At 70.5% G+C, this 19,935-nt stretch carries 22 protein-coding genes and 1 tRNA gene; 6 read left to right on the forward strand and 17 right to left on the reverse strand.

Annotated elements, in window-relative coordinates; all coding sequences use genetic code 11:
* Window positions 1–238: 238 nt before the first annotated feature.
* Complete coding sequence (locus BUB75_RS37365; RefSeq protein ID WP_073264345.1) at window positions 239–1,888, forward strand: recombinase family protein; 1,650 nt, start codon at window positions 239–241, stop codon at window positions 1,886–1,888.
* On the opposite strand, the gene BUB75_RS37370 is transcribed toward BUB75_RS37365, so the two are convergent.
* The 4 genes from BUB75_RS37370 to BUB75_RS37385 form a co-directional block, all read right to left on the reverse strand.
* Window positions 1,870–1,952: transfer RNA gene (locus tag BUB75_RS37370), tRNA-Leu, on the reverse strand. The two genes, BUB75_RS37365 and BUB75_RS37370, sit on opposite strands and share 19 nt — an antisense overlap.
* 132 nt (window positions 1,953–2,084) lie before the next feature.
* Window positions 2,085–2,543, reverse strand: coding sequence for a response regulator transcription factor (locus BUB75_RS37375; protein WP_073264347.1), 459 nt, complete (start codon window positions 2,541–2,543; stop codon window positions 2,085–2,087).
* Complete coding sequence (locus BUB75_RS37380) at window positions 2,536–3,456, reverse strand: sensor histidine kinase (RefSeq protein WP_073264349.1); 921 nt, start codon at window positions 3,454–3,456, stop codon at window positions 2,536–2,538. The genes BUB75_RS37375 and BUB75_RS37380 overlap by 8 nt, the downstream gene beginning before the upstream one ends.
* Before the next feature lie 15 nt (window positions 3,457–3,471).
* The gene (locus BUB75_RS37385; RefSeq protein WP_073264351.1) at window positions 3,472–3,954 is read right to left on the reverse strand and encodes a hypothetical protein; all 483 of its coding nucleotides are present in this window, start codon (window positions 3,952–3,954) and stop codon (window positions 3,472–3,474) included.
* A 412-nt stretch (window positions 3,955–4,366) separates the two neighbouring features.
* On the opposite strand from BUB75_RS37385, the gene BUB75_RS37390 reads away from it, so the two are divergent.
* Window positions 4,367–5,086, forward strand: coding sequence for a DinB family protein (locus BUB75_RS37390; RefSeq protein WP_073264529.1), 720 nt, complete (start codon window positions 4,367–4,369; stop codon window positions 5,084–5,086).
* A gap of 140 nt (window positions 5,087–5,226) precedes the next feature.
* Here BUB75_RS37390 and BUB75_RS37395 read toward each other — a convergent pair whose 3' ends face one another.
* The 6 genes from BUB75_RS37395 to BUB75_RS37420 form a co-directional block, all read right to left on the reverse strand.
* A complete protein-coding gene (locus BUB75_RS37395) occupies window positions 5,227–5,988 on the reverse strand; it encodes an SDR family NAD(P)-dependent oxidoreductase (RefSeq protein WP_073264353.1) in 762 nt (253 codons plus the stop codon).
* On the reverse strand, window positions 5,985–7,013 hold the full coding sequence (locus BUB75_RS37400) for a transketolase C-terminal domain-containing protein (protein WP_073264355.1): 1,029 nt from the start codon (window positions 7,011–7,013) through the stop codon (window positions 5,985–5,987). The genes BUB75_RS37395 and BUB75_RS37400 overlap by 4 nt, the downstream gene beginning before the upstream one ends.
* The gene (locus BUB75_RS37405; RefSeq protein WP_073264357.1) at window positions 6,971–7,822 is read right to left on the reverse strand and encodes a transketolase; all 852 of its coding nucleotides are present in this window, start codon (window positions 7,820–7,822) and stop codon (window positions 6,971–6,973) included. The genes BUB75_RS37400 and BUB75_RS37405 overlap by 43 nt, the downstream gene beginning before the upstream one ends.
* A gap of 26 nt (window positions 7,823–7,848) precedes the next feature.
* Window positions 7,849–9,207, reverse strand: coding sequence for an MFS transporter (locus BUB75_RS37410; protein WP_073264359.1), 1,359 nt, complete (start codon window positions 9,205–9,207; stop codon window positions 7,849–7,851).
* A 176-nt stretch (window positions 9,208–9,383) separates the two neighbouring features.
* Entirely contained in the window at window positions 9,384–10,040 is a 657-nt protein-coding gene (locus BUB75_RS37415; RefSeq protein WP_073264361.1) for a GntR family transcriptional regulator, read from the reverse strand.
* 58 nt (window positions 10,041–10,098) lie between these two features.
* A complete protein-coding gene (locus BUB75_RS37420; protein WP_073264363.1) occupies window positions 10,099–10,617 on the reverse strand; it encodes an ester cyclase in 519 nt (172 codons plus the stop codon).
* A 90-nt stretch (window positions 10,618–10,707) separates the two neighbouring features.
* On the opposite strand from BUB75_RS37420, the gene BUB75_RS37425 reads away from it, so the two are divergent.
* Window positions 10,708–11,331, forward strand: a complete 624-nt coding sequence (locus BUB75_RS37425) for a TetR/AcrR family transcriptional regulator (protein ID WP_073264365.1) — start codon at window positions 10,708–10,710, stop codon at window positions 11,329–11,331.
* Here the strand turns inward: BUB75_RS37425 and BUB75_RS37430 are convergent.
* Window positions 11,328–12,935, reverse strand: coding sequence for a methyl-accepting chemotaxis protein (locus tag BUB75_RS37430; protein ID WP_073264367.1), 1,608 nt, complete (start codon window positions 12,933–12,935; stop codon window positions 11,328–11,330). The genes BUB75_RS37425 and BUB75_RS37430 overlap by 4 nt on opposite strands.
* Window positions 12,936–13,019: 84 nt before the next feature.
* Here BUB75_RS37430 and BUB75_RS37435 point away from each other — a divergent pair, with 84 nt between their 5' ends.
* The gene (locus tag BUB75_RS37435) at window positions 13,020–13,832 is read left to right on the forward strand and encodes a PIG-L family deacetylase (RefSeq protein WP_073264369.1); all 813 of its coding nucleotides are present in this window, start codon (window positions 13,020–13,022) and stop codon (window positions 13,830–13,832) included.
* Window positions 13,833–13,982: 150 nt separating this feature from the next.
* Window positions 13,983–14,204 (forward strand): PX domain-containing protein, encoded by a 222-nt coding sequence (locus tag BUB75_RS37440; protein WP_143175666.1) that lies wholly within the window; start codon window positions 13,983–13,985, stop codon window positions 14,202–14,204.
* Here the strand turns inward: BUB75_RS37440 and BUB75_RS37445 are convergent.
* Together BUB75_RS37445 and BUB75_RS37450 are read right to left on the reverse strand one after the other, a co-directional pair.
* The gene (locus BUB75_RS37445; RefSeq protein WP_084742192.1) at window positions 14,193–14,750 is read right to left on the reverse strand and encodes a GNAT family N-acetyltransferase; all 558 of its coding nucleotides are present in this window, start codon (window positions 14,748–14,750) and stop codon (window positions 14,193–14,195) included. The genes BUB75_RS37440 and BUB75_RS37445 overlap by 12 nt on opposite strands.
* Complete coding sequence (locus BUB75_RS37450) at window positions 14,747–15,043, reverse strand: hypothetical protein (protein ID WP_073264373.1); 297 nt, start codon at window positions 15,041–15,043, stop codon at window positions 14,747–14,749. The genes BUB75_RS37445 and BUB75_RS37450 overlap by 4 nt, the downstream gene beginning before the upstream one ends.
* A gap of 176 nt (window positions 15,044–15,219) precedes the next feature.
* Here BUB75_RS37450 and BUB75_RS37455 point away from each other — a divergent pair, with 176 nt between their 5' ends.
* On the forward strand, window positions 15,220–16,308 hold the full coding sequence (locus BUB75_RS37455; protein ID WP_084742193.1) for a magnesium transporter CorA family protein: 1,089 nt from the start codon (window positions 15,220–15,222) through the stop codon (window positions 16,306–16,308).
* Window position 16,309: 1 nt separating this feature from the next.
* Here BUB75_RS37455 and BUB75_RS37460 read toward each other — a convergent pair whose 3' ends face one another.
* The 4 genes from BUB75_RS37460 to BUB75_RS37475 are packed head-to-tail and all read right to left on the reverse strand — an operon-like array spanning window position 16,310 to window position 19,901.
* Window positions 16,310–16,780: a group II truncated hemoglobin gene (locus BUB75_RS37460; RefSeq protein ID WP_073264375.1), complete on the reverse strand. Its 471-nt coding sequence runs from the start codon at window positions 16,778–16,780 to the stop codon at window positions 16,310–16,312.
* A 58-nt stretch (window positions 16,781–16,838) separates the two neighbouring features.
* Window positions 16,839–17,849 carry an aldo/keto reductase gene (locus BUB75_RS37465; RefSeq protein WP_073264377.1) on the reverse strand — a complete coding sequence of 337 codons (1,011 nt, stop codon included), beginning with the start codon at window positions 17,847–17,849 and terminating at the stop codon, window positions 16,839–16,841.
* 34 nt (window positions 17,850–17,883) lie between these two features.
* Window positions 17,884–18,270, reverse strand: coding sequence for a hypothetical protein (locus BUB75_RS37470; RefSeq protein ID WP_073264379.1), 387 nt, complete (start codon window positions 18,268–18,270; stop codon window positions 17,884–17,886).
* Window positions 18,271–18,284: 14 nt separating this feature from the next.
* Window positions 18,285–19,901, reverse strand: coding sequence for a methyl-accepting chemotaxis protein (locus BUB75_RS37475; RefSeq protein WP_073264533.1), 1,617 nt, complete (start codon window positions 19,899–19,901; stop codon window positions 18,285–18,287).
* Window positions 19,902–19,935 lie beyond the last annotated feature (34 nt).

Genomic DNA, 19,935 nt, shown 5'->3' on the forward strand with positions numbered 1-19,935 from the left:
GCTCCGTGGACGTCCACGTGGACGAGCACCCACCGTCACCGAGTGAAGGGAGACCCACGACGCCAAAGAACACGCGCCACCTCGACCCGTCGCGTTACCCTGCCGAGGAGTCAACCGAGAACCTGATCCGGGTGACGATGCCCGATCAGCCTCCGGTGCTGTCGCCCCGGGCCGCCGCAGCACTCCTTCGCCTCATCCGCTCAGCCGCCGCACGGCGTAGCCGACCCGAGGAGTCCGCGTGAGGTTCGCATTCGCCGGCCGCGTCTCGACCGAAGACCAGCAGGACCCCGAAGCGTCCCGACTCTGGCAACGCTCCCGCTCCGAGGCGCTGATCGCTCCGGTCGGTGGCGAGATCGTGGCCGAGTTCTTCGACATCGGCATGTCGCGGTCGCTCCCGTGGTCTCGACGCCCACAGGCCGCCGCGCTGCTCACCGCCCTCCGCGATCCGGACCGCGGATTCGAGGCCGTCGTCATCGGCGAACCGCAACGCGCGTTCTACGGCAACCAGTTCGGCCTGACGTTCCCGCTCTTCGTCCACTACGGCGTCGAGCTATGGGTGCCCGAGGTCGGTGGCGCAATCGACCCGGGCTCAGACGCTCACGATCTCGTCATGCAGATTTACGGGGGCATGAGCAAGGGCGAGCGCAACCGGATCAAGATTCGCGTCCGCTCGACGATGGCCGCGCAGGCAGCGACCGAGGGCCGGTACCTCGGTGGGCGCCCGCCGTACGGCTACCGACTCGGTGACGCCGGCCCGCACCCCAACCCCGCTAAGGCCGCGGACGGCAAGCGGCTCCATGTGCTCGAACTCGACCCGGTCGCCGCGCCGATCGTCGCTCGGATCTACGCGGAGTACCTCGACGGTATGGGCTTCTTCGCGATCGCCCAGGGACTCACCCGAGACGGCATTCCGTGCCCCTCAGCCCACGACCGGAAGCGCAACAGCCACCGAACGGGCGTCGCGTGGAGCAAGTCCGCCGTCCGCGCGATCCTGCTCAACCCGCGCTACACGGGTCGGGAGGTCTGGAACAAGCAGCGCAAGGACGAGGTACTGATCGACGTCGAAGACGTCGCACTCGGCCACGAGACCAAGATGCGCTGGAACGACAAGGACACCTGGATCTGGTCCGCCAAGCCGACGCATCCCGCGATCGTCACGCCCGAGGACTTCGAGGGCGTTCAGGCACTCGCCGCCGCGGGAGCCCGCCGGCCGAACGTCCGGAAGACCCGCACCATGCAGCGGCACTACCTGTTCTCCGGCCGAGTTCGGTGCGGGCTATGCGGCCGGCTGATGCAGGGCAACTTCAACAACGGCCGCAACCACTACCGGTGCCGCTACCCGGCCGACTACGCCGCCGCCAATCACGTTGAGCACCCGAAGGCGGTCTACCTCCGGGAGGACGTCCTCGCAGGCCCGGTCGACGAGTGGCTCACCCAGGCGTTCGCGCCGGCCAAGCTAACCGAGACGCTCACCGCAATGAGCGAGGCACAAGACAGCACGGACGACAGTGCACTCGCTGCCGCGAAGGAAACCATCCAGTCTTGCGGACAGCGGCTCCAGCGGTACCGCGCCGCGCTGGAAGCCGGCACCGATCCGATACTCATCCAGCAATGGACAGCCGAGGTCCAGGCCGAACGCGTCCAGGCCGAGGCCAAGATCCGCGAACTGACGGGACGTCAGCGAATGACGACCGAAGAAATAGAAGCGCTGGTCAGCGCTCTAGGCGGTATCCGCCGAATCCTGATCGATGCCGACCCGGCCGACCGGGCACAGGTCTACCGAAGCCTGAACTTGGATTTGACCTACCACCCGGGCCGGCGAACCGTCACGGCCGCAGCCAGGCCCGAAGGCCATGTGCTTATGGGTTGTGTCCGAGGGGGGACTTGAACCCCCACGCCCTTGCGGGCACTAGCACCTCAAGCTAGCGCGTCTGCCATTCCGCCACCCGGACGCGGGACCGCCTCTCGGCGACCGCTGGTGAAACCTTACCCAATGCCCGAACGAACTCCCAAGTCGGGGATCCCCCTCCCCCGGAGCACGTCCACCTGCTCTTCCCAGGCCACCCCGGGGACCACCTCCGCGCTCAGGACCGCCCGAGCCCCGCCTCCCGTGCCCGCACGATCGCCTCCGCCCGGTCGGTCACGTGCAACTTGGCGAAGATGTTCGACACGTTGTTCCGCACGGTCTTCGGTGACAGGTACAGCGCTGCCGCGATCTGCGGGTTCGACCGCCCGGCCGCGACCAACTCGAGGATCTCCCGCTCCCGCGCGGTGAGCCCGGGAAACGCCTCCGTAGGCGCTGGGCCCGCAGCGAAGAAGTCGGCGATCCGGCGGGTGGCGTCGATGCCGTTGAGCGTTGGCATCTGCACGTCCATGATGACGACGTCCGGCTGCAACTCCAGCGCGAGCTCGACGGCTTCGACGCCGGTGGCGGCCACGCCGACGACGTCCAAGCCTGGCACCGAGGTGAGCAAGACCGCTAGACCGTCGCGGAAGACGGGGTGATCGTCGGCGACCACGATCCGGATCGGCTCCTCAGCCACCGGCCACCTCCAGCTCGGCGAGCGGCAGCCTGGCACGAACAATGGTGCCGCCGCTCGCGGGGGACAGGATCTCGCACCGGCCGCCGAGCTCCGCGGCGCGCTCACGCAGCGAAACTAGCCCGACCCCGGTCGGCGTCGCCGCCGGGATTCCGATCCCGTTATCGGTGATTTCGACGACCAAGGCGTCCGCGTCGACCGCCAAAGATACGTGGCACGAGGACGCCTTAGCGTGCCGGACGACGTTGGTGAGCGCCTCGGACGCGACCCGGTACGCGGCCACTTCGACCGCGGCGGGCAGGCCCTCGAGGGTCGACCCGGCGTCGACCTCGATGGTGAGTCCCGGTCCGCGCAGCCGCTCGGCTTGCTGGCGGACGGCGCCGAGCAGGCCGACGTCGTCCAGCGCGGGCGGCCGCAGGTCGTGCACGAGACGGCGGACGTCGGCGACGGCGGTGGTCACGTCGTCGCGCGCCTGACGGAGCAGTTCGTCCGCTTTTTCCGGTGCGGACGATGCCAGGTTCCGGGCGGCGTCGATACGCAGCGCGACGGCACCCAGGCTCGGCCCGAGCCCGTCGTGCAGGTCCCGGCGTAGCCGGCGTCGCTCCTCCTCGCGTGCGGTGACCAGCCGTTCGCGGCTGCGCTGCAGCTCGGCCGCGAGGTAGCCGGCGCGAGAGGCTGCGGCGGCTTGCCGCACGACGTCCCCCAGCAGTTTTTCGTCGCGGGGCGACAATGCGGCCCGCGGGCCGCCGCTCGGCAGCACCAGCCGCCCGACCTCCTCGCCCCGGAACGTGATCGGCAACGCCGGGGTGGACGCCGGCCGACGGCCGTGCGAAGCCACCAGGCGTTCGCCGCCGGACCGGTCGACCTCGACCGCGACGTACGGGGAGCGGAACGCCTCGGCGACGGTGCGGACCACCGTGAGCAGTTGCTCCTAGGGTTCGTCGGAGCGCTCGAGCTGCTCGGCGAGCCCTGCGACGACACCGTACGGATCGTCGCGGCGTCCGAGCGCGAACCGGCGGATCACCCGCCAGAGCCGGTCCCGCAACGGAGCGTAGAAGACCAGGACGACGGTGAGCGCGAGCAGCACCACGTCACGCCTGCCGAGTAGGGCGGTGGTGCCTCCGACGACGGCGAGGTCGACGAGCACGACGGCGATCGCCAAGCCACCGTAGAGCAGCGTCCCGCCGAGCAGACGGTCGATGTCGAGCAGCCCCGGACGGGCGATGCCCGCCACCGCCGCGCCGGTCAGGCCGACCGCGACCGGCAGCGCGACGTCGGTCCAGCCCTGCGGAAACACCAACAACGAAAGCATGACGAGGACGTCGACGACGGCGGCCCACAGCAGCCAGCGCATCCGGACACGGTCGGTGCCGGTCGCGCGCGGGTAGCGGCGTACCACCACGGCGAACGGCACGAGCAGGCTGAGTCCCGCGCACAGGGTGGAGATCCGGAGCAGGGCGGTCCAGACGTCGGCCGGAGGGCCGGTGATCGTGGTGAGGTCCAGGTCGAGACCCCGCAGCGGGACACCGCCGGTTCATCGGCGCGTACCGACCGCCCGGCATCCAGGCACCTCTACTGGACATCGTGGTGCGCGACCTCCGCCCGAACTGACTTCCCGTCAGCGCCCGGCCACCCCAACGGTCGGGCGTCCACTGACCGTCATCGACATCGAGGACGCGGTCTCGCCGGACGCCGAAAATGCCGCGCTTCGAGATACCGAGACGCCCCAAGCCGCTGTCGCGGGCGGCGTCCCTGAGTCCGTCGAGCAGATCGTCGGTCAAGCCGGGGAGCCAGTCTTGTCGGTCCTCGGACCTAATATGCGGAGCATGAAGCGGTACGTCGACGAGGATCTGCACGGTGCGGAGTTCCGCGAGTGCGATTTGACCGGGGCACGCCTGATCGGCGTCGTCATGCAGGATGCCGTGATCGACGGGCTCATCACCAACCTGGTGGTCAACGGTGTCGAGGTCACCGAATACGTCGAGGCGGAGCTCGACCGGCGTCACCCGGTGCGGGCGCTGATCCGCTCCGAGGACCCTGCCGATCTGCGCGAGGCATCGCGTCAGCTCCATGCCGGCTGGGCCGCCACGATCGAGCGAATCCGCCGTACGCCCGGCATCGAGCGCCGCAGCGTGAACGGCGAGTGGTCGGCCGTGCAGACGATGCGCCACCTCGTCTTCGTCCACGACTCGTGGTTCCGCCGCTGCTGTCTGGGCTCGACGGAGCTGTTCACGCCGATGGGCATCGGGACGACCGTCGAGCCCTACCGTGGAGCGCACGGGCTTGACCTCTCGCTCGAGCCCGCTCTCGACGAGATCGTGAGCGTGCGGAACGCGCAGGCCGCCGAGCTCGAGGCCTGGCTCGACGAGGTCACCACTGCGCAGCTCGCGGCGCGAGCGCCGGTGCCCGACGACGACGTCTGGCCGCCGTACGCCCGGGGCCGCTCGGTGCGGCAGTGCCTCGGCACGGTGCTCAACGAGACGTTCGAGCACCACGGCTTCTGCGTCCGAGACCTCGACCTGATCGAGGCACTGGACGCTGAGTAAGGTCAGCTACCGACTCGGCGAGGCATCTTGCGCGGTGCCGAGCGGGTGCGCGATCGGCGGCGATGGTCCTGTCCAGCTCGTGGCGTTCGAGGACCTGGAGACCCTCGACGCCCTGGCCCGGCTCGGCCGCTGAGGTCCTGCTAATGGATGTGCGAGCCGCCGTTGACGTCGTACGTGGCTCCCGTGATGTAGCCGGATTCCTCGCGGCAGAGGTAGGTGATCAGGTCCGCGACGTCGGCGACCCGGCCGTTGCGCCCGACCGGGATGCCGGCGATCAGCGCGTCCTTGCGGTCGCCCTCCAGGGCCCCGCCGGTGATGTCGGTATCGATCAGACCGGGTGCCACGCAGTTCACCGTCACACCGCTCGGCCCGAGTTCGCGGGCCAGAGCGCGTGCGAAGCCGAGCTGAGCCGCCTTGGCCGCGGAGTAGGCGACACCCCCGAACACTCCCCCGCCGCGTTCGGCGGACACCGACGACAGGAAGACGATGCGGCCGTAGCCCCGCTCGGCCATCCCGGGCGCGAGGCGCCTGGTGATGTTGTAAGCGCCTCGGACGTTGACCGCGAAGATGCGATCCCACTCCGCGCCCTCGACCTCCAGAAACCGGGTCGGCGAGGTGACACCCGCGTTGTTGATCAGCGCCCCGACCGGTGGCGCGCCGGCGGCAAGTGCGTCGACCGCCGCGGCGACCGCGTCCTCGTCGGTGACGTCACAGGCGAGCCCGAAGGTCTGTACGCCGCTCTCGGCGGCGATCTCGTCGGCGGTGGCTTTCGCGGCAGCCTCGTCGAGATCGAGGATCGCGACGTTCCAGCCGGCCGACGCGAGGGCCTGGGCGGTGGCCCGGCCGATGCCCCGGCGCGAGGCGGCGCCGGTGACGACGGCGGTGCGGTCGCTGACGGTCATTGCAGCTCCTTCTTGACCCGAGCGCAGAGCGCGTCGGTGGACAGGCCGTAGCGGTCGTGCAGGGTGGGGAGCGCACCGGCGGCGAGGAACTCGTCGGGCAGTGCGGCGGGCACGATCCGGGTGGCGATGCCGGCGTAGGCGACGGCGGCCGCGACGGCTTCGGACAGGCCGCCGATCCGGGTGTGGTTCTCGCAGGTCACTACGAGCCGATCGCCCCGGACGGCGTTCAGGATCGCGGCGGTGTCCAGCGGTTTGATCGTCGGAACGTGCAGCACCGCGGCGTCCACATGGTCTTTCTGCAGACGCTCCGCGGCCTGCAGGGCGCGCATCGTCATCAGCCCGGTGGAGATGAAGACGACGTCGTTGCCGTCGCGCAGCGAAGCGGCGCGGCCGAGTTCGAAGCGGTAGTCGTACTCGTCGAGGACGGTGGGCACCTTGCCGCGCAGCAGGCGCAGGTACGTGGGCCCCGGGTGGTCGGCGAGCGCTGGGACCGCCTGCTCGATGTCGACCGAGTCGCAGGGGTCGACGATCGTCAGGTTCGGGCAGGCGCGCAGGATCGCCAGGTCCTCGGTGGCCTGGTGGCTGGGGCCGTATCCGGTGGTCAGGCCGGGTAGCGCGCCGACGACGTTGACGTTGAGGTACGGCTCGGCGATGTCCAAGCAGAGGAAGTCGTAGGCCCGGCGGGTGGCGAACACCGAGTACGTGGACGCGAACGGCACCAGCCCGACTTCGGCGAGCCCGGCGGCTGCTCCGAGCATGGCCTGCTCGGCCATGCCCATCTGGAAGAACCGGTTGGGGTGGGCGTCGCGGAAGACGTGCATGTCGGTGTACTTGGCCAGGTCAGCCGAGAGCCCGACGATCTCCGGACGCTCGTCGGCGAGCCGGGCGAGCGCGTGCCCGAACGGGGCGGAGTTCGTGCGCTGGTCCGCGTCGGCGAACGAGGCGATCATCGCCGACGTGGTCAGCCGCTTGACCGGTGCGCTCACGAGCGGTCTCCTTCCAGGGCGTGGCGGGCGGCGTCCCATTCGTGTTCGGCGACCGGCATGAAATGCGCCTTCTCCCGGGTCTCCAGGAACGGCACGCCATGGCCGATGCGGGTGTCGCAGATCAGCACCGACGGCGCGTCGGGGTGGGCGCGGATCTCGTCCAACCCGGCGAGCAGCGCTGGCACGTCGTTGCCATCGACCCGGACCGCGTGCCAGCCGAACGCCTCCCACTTGGCGGTCACCGGTTCGGTGCGCAGCACGCCTGTCGTCGGGCCGTCGGCCTGCAAGCCGTTGACATCGACGATCGCGGTCACGTTGGACAGGCCGTGGTGCGCGCAGGCCATCGCGGCCTCCCAGGTCGAACCCTCGTCGAGCTCTCCGTCGGAGAGCAGGTTGAAAACCCGCGCGGGGTTCCCGCGGTGCCGCAAGCCCAGGCCCATTCCGCAGGCGACGCCGAGCCCGTGGCCGAGTGAGCCACCGGAGATCTCCATGCCGGGTGTGTAGGAGGCCATGCCGGACATGGGCAACCGGGACTCGTCCGCACCGTAGGTCTCCAACTCCTCGGGCGGGATCGTGCCCGCCTCGGCGAGCGCGGCGTACAGCGCGATCGCGTAGTGCCCGATCGAGAGCAGGAACCGGTCGCGGCCGTCCCAGTGCGGGTCGTCCGGCCGCAGCCGCAACTCGCCGTCACCGCGGGTGTAGAAAACCGCGAGGACGTCAGCCACGCCGAGGGCCTGGCCGATGTAGCCCTGGCCCTGCACCTCCCCCATCAGCAAGGCGCTGCGGCGAATGCGGGTCGCGGCCTGGGCGATCCGAGTCGCCTTCGTCTCGATGGTCGTTGTCGTCATGGCGGTTTCTCCAGGGTCGGCAAGGCTCATGCGCTGGTCACAGAGTTCGGCCGCACGACGTCCGGCGCGGCCGCTGCCCGCTCCAGCGCCGCGATCTCGGCGCGCTTGGCCGCGCCCCAGGTTTCCGGCGTCAGCACGGCGGCGAACAGGCCGAGCAGCCCGTACCCGGTGAACAGCAGCGCCGGGCCGATCCAGCCGACTCCGGCGAACAACGCGGTGGCGATCAACGGCGTGAATCCGGAAACGACGGCCGAGAGCTGGTAGGCCAGCGACGCGCCGGTCGTGCGGGTGCGGGCGGCGAACAGCTCGGAGAACCAGGCTCCCTGCACGCCGGCCAGGCAGTTCTGGCAGATCGCGTAGCTGATGACGAAGGCCAGTACGATCGCGAACGCCGCACCGGTGTTGAGCATCAGGAACAACGGCACGCCCCATGCGACGGTGATCGCGGTCCCGAACAGGTACACCGGACGACGCCCGACCCGGTCGGTCAGCGCACCCCACGCCGTCGTCGCGAAAATGCCGATCCCGGCGGCGAGCATCAGCGAGAACAGCGTCAGCGATCGATCGGCGAGGTCCTCACTGGATAGGTACGACAGGACGAACGTCACCGAGATCGCGTAGCCGGCGGTCTCGGTGATCCGCAGGCAGAACGCGCGGAGGATGTCGCGCCACCCGGTGCGCAGCACCTCGAGCAGCGGATTGTGCGAGACGTCGCCCTCGGCCTTGAGCTCCTCGAACTCCGGCGACTCTTCGACCTTCAGCCGGATGATGATGCCGACGACGATCAGGACGGCGCTGAGCAGGAACGGAACCCGCCACGCCCACTGATCACCGAGGGGGACGCTGACCAGGAACGCGGTGTTGGCCAGCAGCAGCCCCAGCGGGAACCCGGCCTGGGTGATGCCGGTGTAGAGGCCGCGTTTGCGCCACGGCGCGTGTTCGAACGTCATCAGGATCGCGCCGCCCCATTCGGCGCCGAACGCCAGGCCCTGGACGACCCGGACGGCGACCAGCAGCACCGCAGCCCAGATGCCGATCATCTGGTAGGTGGGGAGAAGTCCGATCAGGACGGTGGCGACTCCCATCAGCAGGAGCGAGCCGACGAGCACCGGCTTGCGGCCGATCCGGTCGCCCAGGTAGCCGCCGACGATGCCGCCGAGCGGCCGGACGGCGAACCCGATCCCGAGAGTCGCGAACGACAGCAGCGTGCCGGACAACGGGTCGGACGAGGGGAAGAAGACCTCGTTGAAGTAGAGGGCCGCGGCGGTGCCGAAGCCGATGAAGTCATACGTCTCGATCGTCGCGCCGACCGAGGAACCGATCGCGACTCTGCGTCGCGCGGGCGTGCCGTGCACCGCGGCACGGGGGGTTTCCAGTCCGGACATGGTGATCTCCGCTGATCGTTGTCGGGGCGGTCACGATGGCGGTGCTCTGCCGACTGTTAACAGTCAACAATGTCTCGCCACGATGAACCCCTTTCCACGGTCTGTCAATAGGCGGCCCGCTCGACGGGTCGAGCTGAACGGTCAGCGGCGCCGGCGGAGAGCGGAGGCTCGCCGGGTCAGCGTTCGGGGGCCGTGAAGTGCTCGGCAGCGCCGGTCATGTGGTCCTCGACCACAGCAATCGCCGCGTCCACATCGCCCCGCTCGATCGCGCCCACGATGAGCGCATGCCGTTCCGGAGTCATCATGGCCGGCGCATCTTCCGGATCGCGGTTCATGATCGTCACCCGGATCCGGCCCTCGAGATGCCGCCACGACTCGACGAGCATCGTATTGCCGGTGAGTTCACACAGCCGAACATGAAAGCCGAGGTCAGCCTCGACCTGGGCCGAGAAGTCGCCGGCCGCCTCGATCGCGCGGAGCGAGACGCGGAGAGCAGCCACCGCCGACGCGCGATCCGGCAGCGCGATGATCTCGCGCACCGCGAGACCCTCCAACGCGGCCCGGACGCGGAACAGTCCGCGGATCTCGTCCTCGGACAACGAGTTGACCCGGAGCATGGATCGGTGGCTGACAGTCACCAATCCTTCTTGCTGGAGATGCCGCAGAGCCTCACGGACCGTCCCGCGGCTCACTCCGAGACGGCCGGCGAGCTCCACCTCGCCCAGGTGATCCCCGGGCCGGTACGCACCTGACGTGATCGCCGATCGCAAGGCTTGGAGGGCCCGCTCTCGCAGGGTGGTGCGATCCAGGTTCGGCAACGGCTCGACGGACACGCGACTCCCTCCGACTGCCGACAGACTACCTGCGAGCGACGCCGCCACAGCGGCCCGGCTACGCCGCCGCGGCCCGCCGCGCCCGCCGGGTCGCCCGCGCGCAGCGCAGCAGATACCCCGGCGACGGCGGGATCCAGCCGAGTTGCAACGCCTGCGACTGATCGTCGCGGACCGCCCAGTGTTCGACGATCAACCCGTCCCGCATCCGGACGAAGTGCGCGTGGTGCACCTCGAAGCGCCGCCCGGTCGGGGCGAACGCGCGCTCGACCCGTCCGTCCGGCGTCCAGATCACGAAGTCGCCGGTGTGGCGGCCGGACATCGTGCCGTGGGTGGCGGCGAGGTCACCGTCCACGAGCACGGTGTCGACGGTGAACGCCAGGTCGTCGAACGCCGAGCGCAGCCACTGCGCGGTGGCCCAGAACGCTTCCGGACCGCTCCCCCGGCAGTCCGGCGGCTCCTGGGCGGCCTCGCGGTTGCGCGCCTCCGGATGGATCACCGCACGCAGGTCGTCGAGCGTGCCGTCGGCCATCAATCCGATCGACCGGCTTACGGCGTCGGCCGTGGCAGCAGAAGTCATCGTTGCCTCCTATTCAATACACCGGACTGTACCGAAATCTGGGACAGTACGCTGTATCGAAAATCCGACAGGCGAATTCCCCGGAGCCCCATGCCCTACGACAACCGCGGCCGCGCCGCCGCTGCCCACCGCACCCGCTCCGCGATCCTGGCCGCGGCCCGGGACTCGTTCCTCGAGAGCGGCTACGCGGGCACGACGATCCGGGCGGTCGCCGAGGCGGCCGGGGTGTCCCAGGAGACCGTCTACAAGCGCTTCGGTAACAAGGCGCGCCTGCTGAAGGACGTCTACGACGTCGCGATGGCCGGCGACGAGGAGCCGGTGCCGATCGCCGCCCGGCCGCAGGCGCTGGCGGTCCGGAACGCCGCGGGCCCGGCGGAGGCCGCGCGCGCGTACGCGGCGCTCTCGGCCTGGCTGGTCAGCCGCGCCGGTGACCTCATGCGGGTGGTGTCGTCGGCGCGCGGGAGTGATCCCGACCTGGACGCGTTCATGACGACGGTCGACGCCGAGCGCCTCACCGGGACGACGATGGCCACCACCGCCTGGGACGAACGCGGCTGGCTGCGACCCGGCCTGGACCGGGACCGCGCCCGCGACCTGGTGTGGACGCTGAACTCACCGGCCGTCTGGATGCTGCTCACCGAGCGCGGATGGACGAACGAGGAGTACGAGGCGTGGATGGCCGGCGCACTCGCCGCGCTGGTTCTCGCGGCCTAGACGCGGAACTTCTCGACGACCGACCGCAGTTCTCGCGCCGCGGCATCCAGCGACGACGCCGCTGCCGTCACCTCGGCCAGCTCCGCCGCCGTCCGCTCGCTCGCCTGCGCCACCCCGGACACGTTCGCGGCGATCTCGCCGGACCCCTCGGCGGCCCCGGAGACGTTGCGGGCCATCTCGGCGGTGGTCGCGGTCTGCTCCTCGACAGCGGCGGCGATCGTGTTCTGGAACGCGCTGATCTGACCGATGATGTCCGAGATCTCAGCGATCGCGACCACCGCGGCGTTCGTGTCCCCCTGGATCGCGTCGACCTGGCCGACGATGTCCTCGGTCGCCTTGGCGGTCTCCTGGGACAGTTCCTTGACCTCGTTCGCGACCACCGCGAACCCCTTGCCCGACTCGCCGGCGCGCGCGGCCTCGATCGTCGCGTTCAACGCCAGCAGGTTCGTCTGTTCCGCGATCGACGTGATCGCCCGCACGACCGACGCGATCTCGGTCGAGGAGTCGCCGAGCCGGGAGACGATCGACGTCGTCGACTCGGCGGTCGTGACGGCGTGCGCGGCGACCCTCGCCGCTTCCGCGGCGTTGTGGGCGATCTCCTGGATCGACTGACCCATCTCCTCGCTTCCCGCCGCAACCGTTTGGACGTTCGTCGAGACGTGCTCGGCGGCGCTCGAGACGCGACCGGCCTGAGCAGCGGTTTCGTGGTTGCTGGCGGTGAGCGTCTGCGCGGTCGTCGACAATCCACCCGCGAGGCCGGTCAGCGTGGCCGCGCCGTGGCTGAGCGCGGTGACCGCGGCCCGGGTGTTGTCGACCGCCTCGGCGAGCGCGCGGTCGGCGGTGGTGACCTCGTCGGCTCCGTTCGGCTCCGGCGTCGCGGTGAGGTCTCCGGCGGCCACGCGGCGCAGCGTCTCGACGGTGCGGTCGAGCGGCCGGGTGATGCTCCGGGTGACGACGAAGGCCAGTAGCGCAGCGAGGATGATCGCGACGACGAGCGCGGTCAGCACCGCGGTCTTCACGGCCCTGGCGGCCGAGTTCGCGTCGGCCTGCTCGCTCTCCAACCGGCTGTTCAGCGACGACACCATCTTGTCGACGTCCTCGACCAGCTGGAAGTAGATCTCGTATCCCGGCCCCAGCACGATCGCGTCGCCGGCCGCCAGCGAACCGGCCGCGTACGCGGCGACGGCCTTGTCATCCTGCTCGAAGTACTCGACCCAGGCCGCGCGGATCCCGTCGAACAGCTCCCGCTCGGCCGACGTCAGGTCGCCGGTCGGCATCGAGTCCAGCACCGCCTCCAGCTTCTCCCGGGCGGCCAGGAACCCGGCCCGGTTCCCGGACGACGCGGCGACGGCCTGCGCGGGTCCGATCCGGCGGGTGTCCCAGGCGTAGGCGACCTGCCATCCGCTGACGTCGGCGTCGTAGAACTTGATCGATTCCGAGACCCGCACGACGTTCTCCAGCGTCCGGGCGCGCGACGCGGACGACTGCTGGGCGTTGATGCCGAGCACGGCACCGACGACCGCGGTGCTCAGGATCACTACGACGACGACGAACGCCACCGACAACCGCGTGCCGATACGGAGCTTGCGCAGTAGCCCGGACACCCGACCCCCACCGATGAGATGACGCAGTTCCCTATCGACGGGCGATCACCGGAGTGAAGATTTACGCGCCACTAGGCTGACGGCATGAGCCTGACGCTGATGGCTGTGCACGCCCACCCGGACGACGAAGCCACCGGCACGGGCGGGATCCTCGCCCGGTACGCGGCCGAGGGAGTCACCACGATCGTCGTCACCTGCACGGACGGCAGCTGCGGGGACGGGCCGGGCGGCGTCAAGCCGGGTGAGCCCGGCCACGATCCGGACGCCGTCGCCGCGGTCCGGCGCACCGAACTGGCGGCGAGTTGCGCCGCGCTCAAGGTCACCCACTCCGAGATGCTCGGCTACCGCGACTCCGGGATGCCGGGCTGGCCAACCAACGACGCTCCCGGTTCGTTCTGGTCGACGCCGGTCGCCGAGGCCGCCGCGCGCCTGGCGGCGCTGATCACGCAGTACCGGCCCGACGTGATCGTCACCTACGACGAGAACGGCGGCTACCCGCACCCCGACCACCTCCAGACGCACCGCGTGACGATGGCCGCGGTCGACCTGGTCGGCGACGTCCCGAAGGTGTACTGGGGCGCGACGCCCCGGTCGTGGATGGCGAACATCGTCGAGCAGATGCGGGAGCTCGGCGTCGAGTGGGACGAGTCGGAGACGGCCGATGCGCCGCAGGGCGTGCCGGACGAGCAGATCTCGGCGTGGATCGACGTCAGCGCGGTGACCGACCAGAAGTACGACGCGCTGGCCGCGCATGCCAGCCAGAGTGACGGCGCGTTCTTACTCGACCTGGGCCGGGAGCGGTTCGGCCAGATCATGGGCACCGAGACGTTCGTCCGGGTGCGGGACACCACGAACGCTCCGACGCCGGAGACCGACCTGTTCGCCGGCTTGCGCTGACCCGCCTCGGGCGACGCACTCACTCACAGCGAATTCAGCGGGCCACGTATCAGCGGATACGTGGCCCGCTCTGTGTCTGCGGAGGAGACACGCCGTCTGCCGGATACGGCGTGCCGAACGACCGGGCGAGGAGCAGAGATGGATTACGCGATGACCCTGGAAGTGGTCCGGCGGGCCGAACAGTTCCACGAGGTGTTCGACGAGGCTCGCCGGATCGGCCGGTTCGACGGGGTGGCCGACGCCCGCCGGAAAGCGGCCGAGGCACTGCCGTTCGGCGCGGAGGCCCTGTTCCGGCGGCTGACGACGCTGCCGTGCCTGATGAGCCGCCCGGACCTCGCCGAGCACTTCCTGGACGGCAACTTATCCGACTGAAGGCCGCCGGCGGCGCATGCGGACGCGGGTCAGGACCTGGCCGTCGAGGTGCACGGTCTCGACCTCCTCGCGCGTGTACCCGTGCCGTTCGAACACCGGTGCCGCCCGCCACGACGCGTGGGTGACCAGCGCGTCGAGGCCGTGCCCGGCGGCCGCCTCGTCGACGGCGGTGAGCAGGGCGCGGGCCACGCCGCGTCCGCCGTGGGCGGGGTCGACGAACAGCTGGTCGACTTCGCCGCGTTCCAGCTTCGTCCAGGGTTCGAGCGCGACGCTCGCGAAGCCCGCGACCGCGCCGTCGTGCTCGGCGACGAGCGTGAGCGTGTGGTCGATCAGCGTGCGGTGTTGCGGAATCGAGCGTGCGCCCGCCCAGGCCTCGAGCTGGGCGGCGTCGTAGTGCGTGGCGGCGGACTGCCGGATCGCGCGCAGGCTCAGCGCGCAGAGGTCGGCGGCGTCCGCGGCCGAGGCCCGCCGGACGGTGACCCCGCCGGTGTCAGCTCGGCGGACGGTTGCCGGCCCGCCGCCAGAAGGTCCCGGATCGCTCGTCACCCCGCGACCCTACGCTGCCTGCCGGTTTCGCCCGACCGCCCCCGGGAACCCGCGCCGGAGGAGGTACCGACGATAACCACGCAACGAACGCTCGCGGTCGCCGTCACCGGCTCGACGGCACGCTGGCCTCGGGTCTCCTCCCGCTGCTGACCGCGGACGACCGGATCGGCCGCGTGGTCGGCCTCGCGCGCCACCCGCCGCGCGCCGACGGTGCGGTCGAGCAACTCCGGGGCGACGTCCGTGACCCCGACGCCCTGCGCACCGCCTTCGACGGCGCCGACGTCGTCGTCCACCTGGCGTTCGTGGTGCGCCCGTGCGCGGTGGCCGGCCCGCGGTTCGTCGGCGCGAAGGGGCCGGCCCGTTCGTGCATACCGACGACGTCGGGCAGGCGCTGCACCGGTGTGCACTGGGCACCGTCACTCCGTAGCACTCCCTGACGGTTCCGCGCCGTGTCCGGGTGGAAAGCTGGATGATTGTGACCGACGCTCCCGTTCCCGCACCCCGGCCCGCCGAGGGCGATCCGCAGACGCCCGGCGCGCCCGACCACAGCGTCAGCAGCGCGGTCCCGCCGCAGTGCCCGACGCGCACCCGCCTCTATCAGGACGGCCGCGTGATCGCCGAGGGTTTCCCGGCCGAGGAGATCAGCGACCGGCTGGCGTCCACGCCGGACGGTGTCGTCTGGCTGGACCTGCACGAACCGGACGAGGCCGACCTCGGCATCGTCGTCCAGGAGTTCGGCCTGCACCCGCTCGCGGTCGAGGACGCCGTCCAGCAGGAGCAGCGTCCCAAGCTCGATCGTTACCCCACCCACCTGTTCGCGAACATGCACGCGGTCGCGTTCGACGTCGACGGCGCGGAGCTGACCACCAGCGAGGTCAGCGCGTTCATCACCCCGCGAGCGTTGATCACCGTGCGCAAGGCCGCGTTCGACATCGACGCGCTACAGGCCCGGTGGGACGCCAGCCCGGAGCTCGCCTCCGGCGGCGTCGGGTTCCTCGTGCACGGCTTGTTGGACGCCGTGGTCGACGGCCAGTACGACGTTTCCGAGCAGCTGGACGACACGCTCGACGATCTCGAGGACCAGCTGTTCGCGGCGCGCCGCGAGCCGGGCGTCGACGTGCGGCGCCGGGCGTTCGAGCTGCGCCGGGTCGTCCTGCAGCTGCGCCGGGTGGTCGCGCCGATGCGGGAGGTCGTCGAGCGGATCCTGCGCAACGCCGGCGAGCACCACCTCGCGCACGACCTCCTGACGCCGTACTTCGAGGACGTCCACGACCACGTGCTCCGGGCCGCCGAGACCGTGGAGAACGCCCGCGACCGGATCGCGAGCATCCTGGAGAGCGAACAGAACTTCCAGGGTCAGCAGCTCAACGAGGTGACGAAGAAGCTGGCCGCGTGGGCCGCGATCATCGCGGTGCCGACCGCGGTGACCGGGTACTACGGCCAGAACGTCCCGTACCCCGGGTTCGAGCACCACGCCGGCTGGATCGTCAGCACGACGGTGATCGTCGTCCTCTCGACCGGCCTCTGGCTGCTGCTGCGCCGCCGCGGCTGGCTCTGAGCTAGGTACCGGGGAGGTAGGGCGGCGCGACGCCCCAGCCCCAGCGCGGCACCGGGGCCTGCTGCACGATCTCGGCGCCCGGGGCCGCGTTCGCCAGCGCGATGCGCGTCCCCCATTCGACGTAGCCGACGAACGCGGCGCGGAACTCCGGGTCGGCCGGAAGGCCGGCGTCGTCGGCCGCCAGGCTCATCAGCGACGCGAAGCGGAAGCGCTGCTCGTTCGTGATGCCGAGGTTGACGTGCTTGTTCACCATGTGGTGGTAGCCGCCGTGGTGATCGGTGTAGTCGGCAGGCCCGCCGAACACCTCGCTCCACCAGGCGGTGACGTGGGTTCGGTGCTCATCGGACACCCCGCCGGGGAACAGCGGAGACAGGAGTTCGTCGCCCTCCACCCGGTTGTAGAAGGCGTTGATCAGGCGCTCGAACGCGGGACGGCCGCCCGCCCAGTCGTACAGCGTGGGGATCTCTGACACGTGTAACACTGTAATCAATCGCGCCCCCGCGTGGGCGGGGGCGCGAAAGAAAGTCCGCTCAGCGATCGGTGATGATGTCCCGCATCGTCCCGTCGTACGGGTACTGCCCGTGGACCGCGCTGACCGTCGCCAGCCGGTCGAGCTCGGAGTCGGTCAGGTTCCAGCCGACCGCCCCGAGGTTCGCCTCGAGCTGGTCGAACCGGGAGGCCCCGATGATCGGCGCGGTGACGCCCGGCTGCTGCACGACCCAGCGGATCGCGACCTGGGCGATGGTTTTCCCGCGCGCGGCGGCCACCTCCTGCAGCGCGTCGACGATGCCCCAGGTGTGCTCGTTCGCGTACACGTCCCAGGTCTCGCTCCAGCCCTCCTTCTCCGCGGTCTCGACCCGCGAGCCGGCGGGCGGCCCGGTCAGCTCCCGGGTGTAGCGGCCGGAGAGCCATCCGCCGCGCAGCGGCGCCCAGGGCACCATGCCGACGCCCTCTTCCAGGCAGACCGGCACCAGCTCCCACTCGGTGGCGCGCGCCAGCAGGTTGTACTGCGGCTGCAGCGTGAGGAACCGCTCGTAACCGAGCGCGCGGCTGAGGTCGAGGGCCTTCTGCAGCTGCCAGCCGGTGACGTTGCTCGCGCCGAGGTAGCGGACCTTGCCGGCGGTGACCAGCGCGTCGAGTGTCGAGAGTGTCTCCTCCAGCGGCGTGGCCCGGTCCCAGCCGTGGATCTGGTAGAGGTCGACGTAGTCGGTCTGCAGGCGGCGCAGGCTGGCGTCGATCGACGCGATGAGGTGCTTGCGCCCGAGCCCCACGTCGTTGACGCCGGGGCCGGTCGGGAAGCGCACCTTGGTGGCGATCACCCATTGATCGCGGTCCCGGCCCTTCAGCCAGCGGCCGGTGATCTCCTCGGAGGCGCCGCCGCCGTAGACGTCGGCGGTGTCGATGAAGTTGCCTCCGGCGTCGGCGTAGGCATCGAGCATGCGGCGGCTGTCGGGCTCGTCGGCCTCGCGGCCGAACGTCATCGCGCCCAGGCAGAGTTCACTGACGGTGGTTCCGGACCGTCCTAGGTATCGGTACTCCATGGCGACGAGTCAAACCCCTGGAGCGCACTCCAGGTCAAGCGGTCGAGTCCGGCGTCGTCAACGCCGACGTGGACGCGCAGACCCGGCTCACCTGTTGGGAGAGTTCCTGTGCCCGGTCGAGCCGGGCGCGGGTGATCTCGGTCCACTCGTCGACGACCCGCAACTGCGCCCGCATGACGTCGGCCCTGGCGTCGTCCACGGCCGACGTCGCCGCCGACACGTCCGCGCGGCTCCCACCGGCACGGGTCACCGCGGCGAGGTCGGCGGCGCGTACGGCGAGCCGCCGCACGGTGGTGGCGAACTCGTCGAGGATCGCCGCGCACCGGGCCTGCGCGACGCCGTCCTCGGCGTCGGCGACCACGCAGGCCTCGGTGAGGGCCGCGCGCTGGGTCTCCAGCGACTCCTCCGACGGACGTTCCATGCTTCCCGCCTCCCTCAGACCCGGAATCGGCTGACCAGCGCTTGGAGGTCCGACGACATGCGCGCCAGCTCCTCGGCCGAGCGCTGGGTCTCGCCGACGGTGGCCGTGGTGGTCTGTGCCGCCGCCGCGACGCTGGCGATGTTGTCGGCGATGCTGGTCGAGCCGGTCGACGCCTCGGTGATCGATCGCGTCATCTCGTTGGTCGTCGCGGTCTGCTCCTCGACGGCCGAGGCGATCGTCATCTGATAGTCGTTGATCTGCGCGATGATCGTCGAGATCTGCTCGATCGCGGCCACGGCACTCTCCGTGTCGGCCTGGATCGCCTCGACGCGTTTGGAGATGTCCTCGGTCGCCTTCGCGGTCTCCTGCGCGAGGTCTTTCACCTCGTTGGCGACGACCGCGAAGCCCTTACCGGCCTCACCGGCGCGCGCGGCCTCGATCGTGGCGTTGAGCGCCAGCAGGTTGGTCTGCTCCGCGATCGACGTGATGACCTTGACGACGTTGCCGATCTCGACCGACGACTCACCCAGCTTCGCCACCGTCGCGTTGGTCTGCGCGGCAGCGTCCACCGCCCGCGACGCCACGCCGGCCGCGTCGTTCGCCGACTGCGAGATCTCCCGGATCGCCGAACCCATCTCCTCGGTACCCGCGGCCACCGTCTGCACGCTCCGCGACACGTCCTCCGACGCCGACGCCAGCACGCTCGTCTGCGCGGAGGTGTCCTGGGCCGTTCCGGAGATGGCCTCGGCCGAGGCGGTGAGCTGCAGGGAGGAGTCGGACAGCGTCCGCGCGGAGCTCGCCAGCGCCGCCACGGTCTGCCGGATCGACTCGATCGCCCGGTTCACCGACTGCGCCATCCGCCCGACCTCGTCGCCGGAGTCGACCCGCGCGTGCTGGGTCAGGTCACCGTCGGCGACCCGGTCCAGCACGTCCTTGACGTGGGTCAACCGCCGGGCGATGCCCCGCCCGACCAGCGTCGCCAGCACCGCCGCGGCGATCAGACCCACGATCAGCACGAGGACGATCAGCGTCCGGGCACTCACCGCCGCGGAGTGCGCGTCGTCGGCGGAGTCGGTCGCCTCGGTGGCGTCGAGTTCGGTCAACGTGGAGATCGTCGTCGTGAACGCCTTCTCGACGCGCGCGAACTCGGTGGTCCGGGCCGTCCCCTCGGCCGGCACCGACACGCCGGACGGGACCGGGTCCTGGAACAGCAGGAAGTTCGCCAGCGCGACGTACGTGGTGAACGCCTCGTCGAACGCCGCGACCTGCGTCTTCCACTCGGACGAGCTGCTGGGGTGGGACTGGAACTCCGCGAACGCGGTGGTGACCGCCTCCTGCCCGGCCTTGACCATCTGTTCGCTGTCGGTCGCGGTCGGCACCACGTAGATGTTGAGGATCCCGCGGTACATCGACGCGAGGCCGGCCTCGATGCCGACCAGCGCGTTGAGCCGGGCGATGTTCTCGTTCTTGACGTTCTGGATCCGGTCGTCCAGCGAACCGAGCCGCTGCCAGGCCAACCCTCCGGTGACCAGCGCGACGACGGCGACGACCGCCACCGCCAGCAGGATCTTCTGCCCCACCCCGACGCCCGAGAGCTTGCCCCCGGTTTCCGTGTCCCCCGCTGTCGTCATGCGCGCCTCGACCTCGTGTACCGACCGGTGACCG

The sequence above is a fragment of the Cryptosporangium aurantiacum genome, assembly GCF_900143005.1.
In the GTDB taxonomy this organism is placed as follows: domain Bacteria; phylum Actinomycetota; class Actinomycetes; order Mycobacteriales; family Cryptosporangiaceae; genus Cryptosporangium; species Cryptosporangium aurantiacum.

Excerpts from the sequence above, each read along its gene's own strand:
- BUB75_RS37390 (WP_073264529.1), top strand. The coding sequence starts at position 4,367 with ATGAAGCGGTACGTCGACGAGGATCTGCACGGTGCGGAGTTCCGCGAG.
- BUB75_RS37395 (WP_073264353.1), bottom strand. The coding sequence starts at position 5,988 with ATGACCGTCAGCGACCGCACCGCCGTCGTCACCGGCGCCGCCTCGCGC.
- BUB75_RS37400 (WP_073264355.1), bottom strand. The coding sequence starts at position 7,013 with ATGGGACGCCGCCCGCCACGCCCTGGAAGGAGACCGCTCGTGAGCGCA.
- BUB75_RS37405 (WP_073264357.1), bottom strand. The coding sequence starts at position 7,822 with ATGACGACAACGACCATCGAGACGAAGGCGACTCGGATCGCCCAGGCC.
- BUB75_RS37410 (WP_073264359.1), bottom strand. The coding sequence starts at position 9,207 with ATGTCCGGACTGGAAACCCCCCGTGCCGCGGTGCACGGCACGCCCGCG.
- BUB75_RS37420 (WP_073264363.1), bottom strand. The coding sequence starts at position 10,617 with ATGACTTCTGCTGCCACGGCCGACGCCGTAAGCCGGTCGATCGGATTG.
- BUB75_RS37425 (WP_073264365.1), top strand. The coding sequence starts at position 10,708 with ATGCCCTACGACAACCGCGGCCGCGCCGCCGCTGCCCACCGCACCCGC.
- BUB75_RS37435 (WP_073264369.1), top strand. The coding sequence starts at position 13,020 with ATGAGCCTGACGCTGATGGCTGTGCACGCCCACCCGGACGACGAAGCC.
- BUB75_RS37440 (WP_143175666.1), top strand. The coding sequence starts at position 13,983 with ATGACCCTGGAAGTGGTCCGGCGGGCCGAACAGTTCCACGAGGTGTTC.
- BUB75_RS37455 (WP_084742193.1), top strand. The coding sequence starts at position 15,220 with ATGATTGTGACCGACGCTCCCGTTCCCGCACCCCGGCCCGCCGAGGGC.
- BUB75_RS37465 (WP_073264377.1), bottom strand. The coding sequence starts at position 17,849 with ATGGAGTACCGATACCTAGGACGGTCCGGAACCACCGTCAGTGAACTC.
- BUB75_RS37470 (WP_073264379.1), bottom strand. The coding sequence starts at position 18,270 with ATGGAACGTCCGTCGGAGGAGTCGCTGGAGACCCAGCGCGCGGCCCTC.
- BUB75_RS37475 (WP_073264533.1), bottom strand. The coding sequence starts at position 19,901 with ATGACGACAGCGGGGGACACGGAAACCGGGGGCAAGCTCTCGGGCGTC.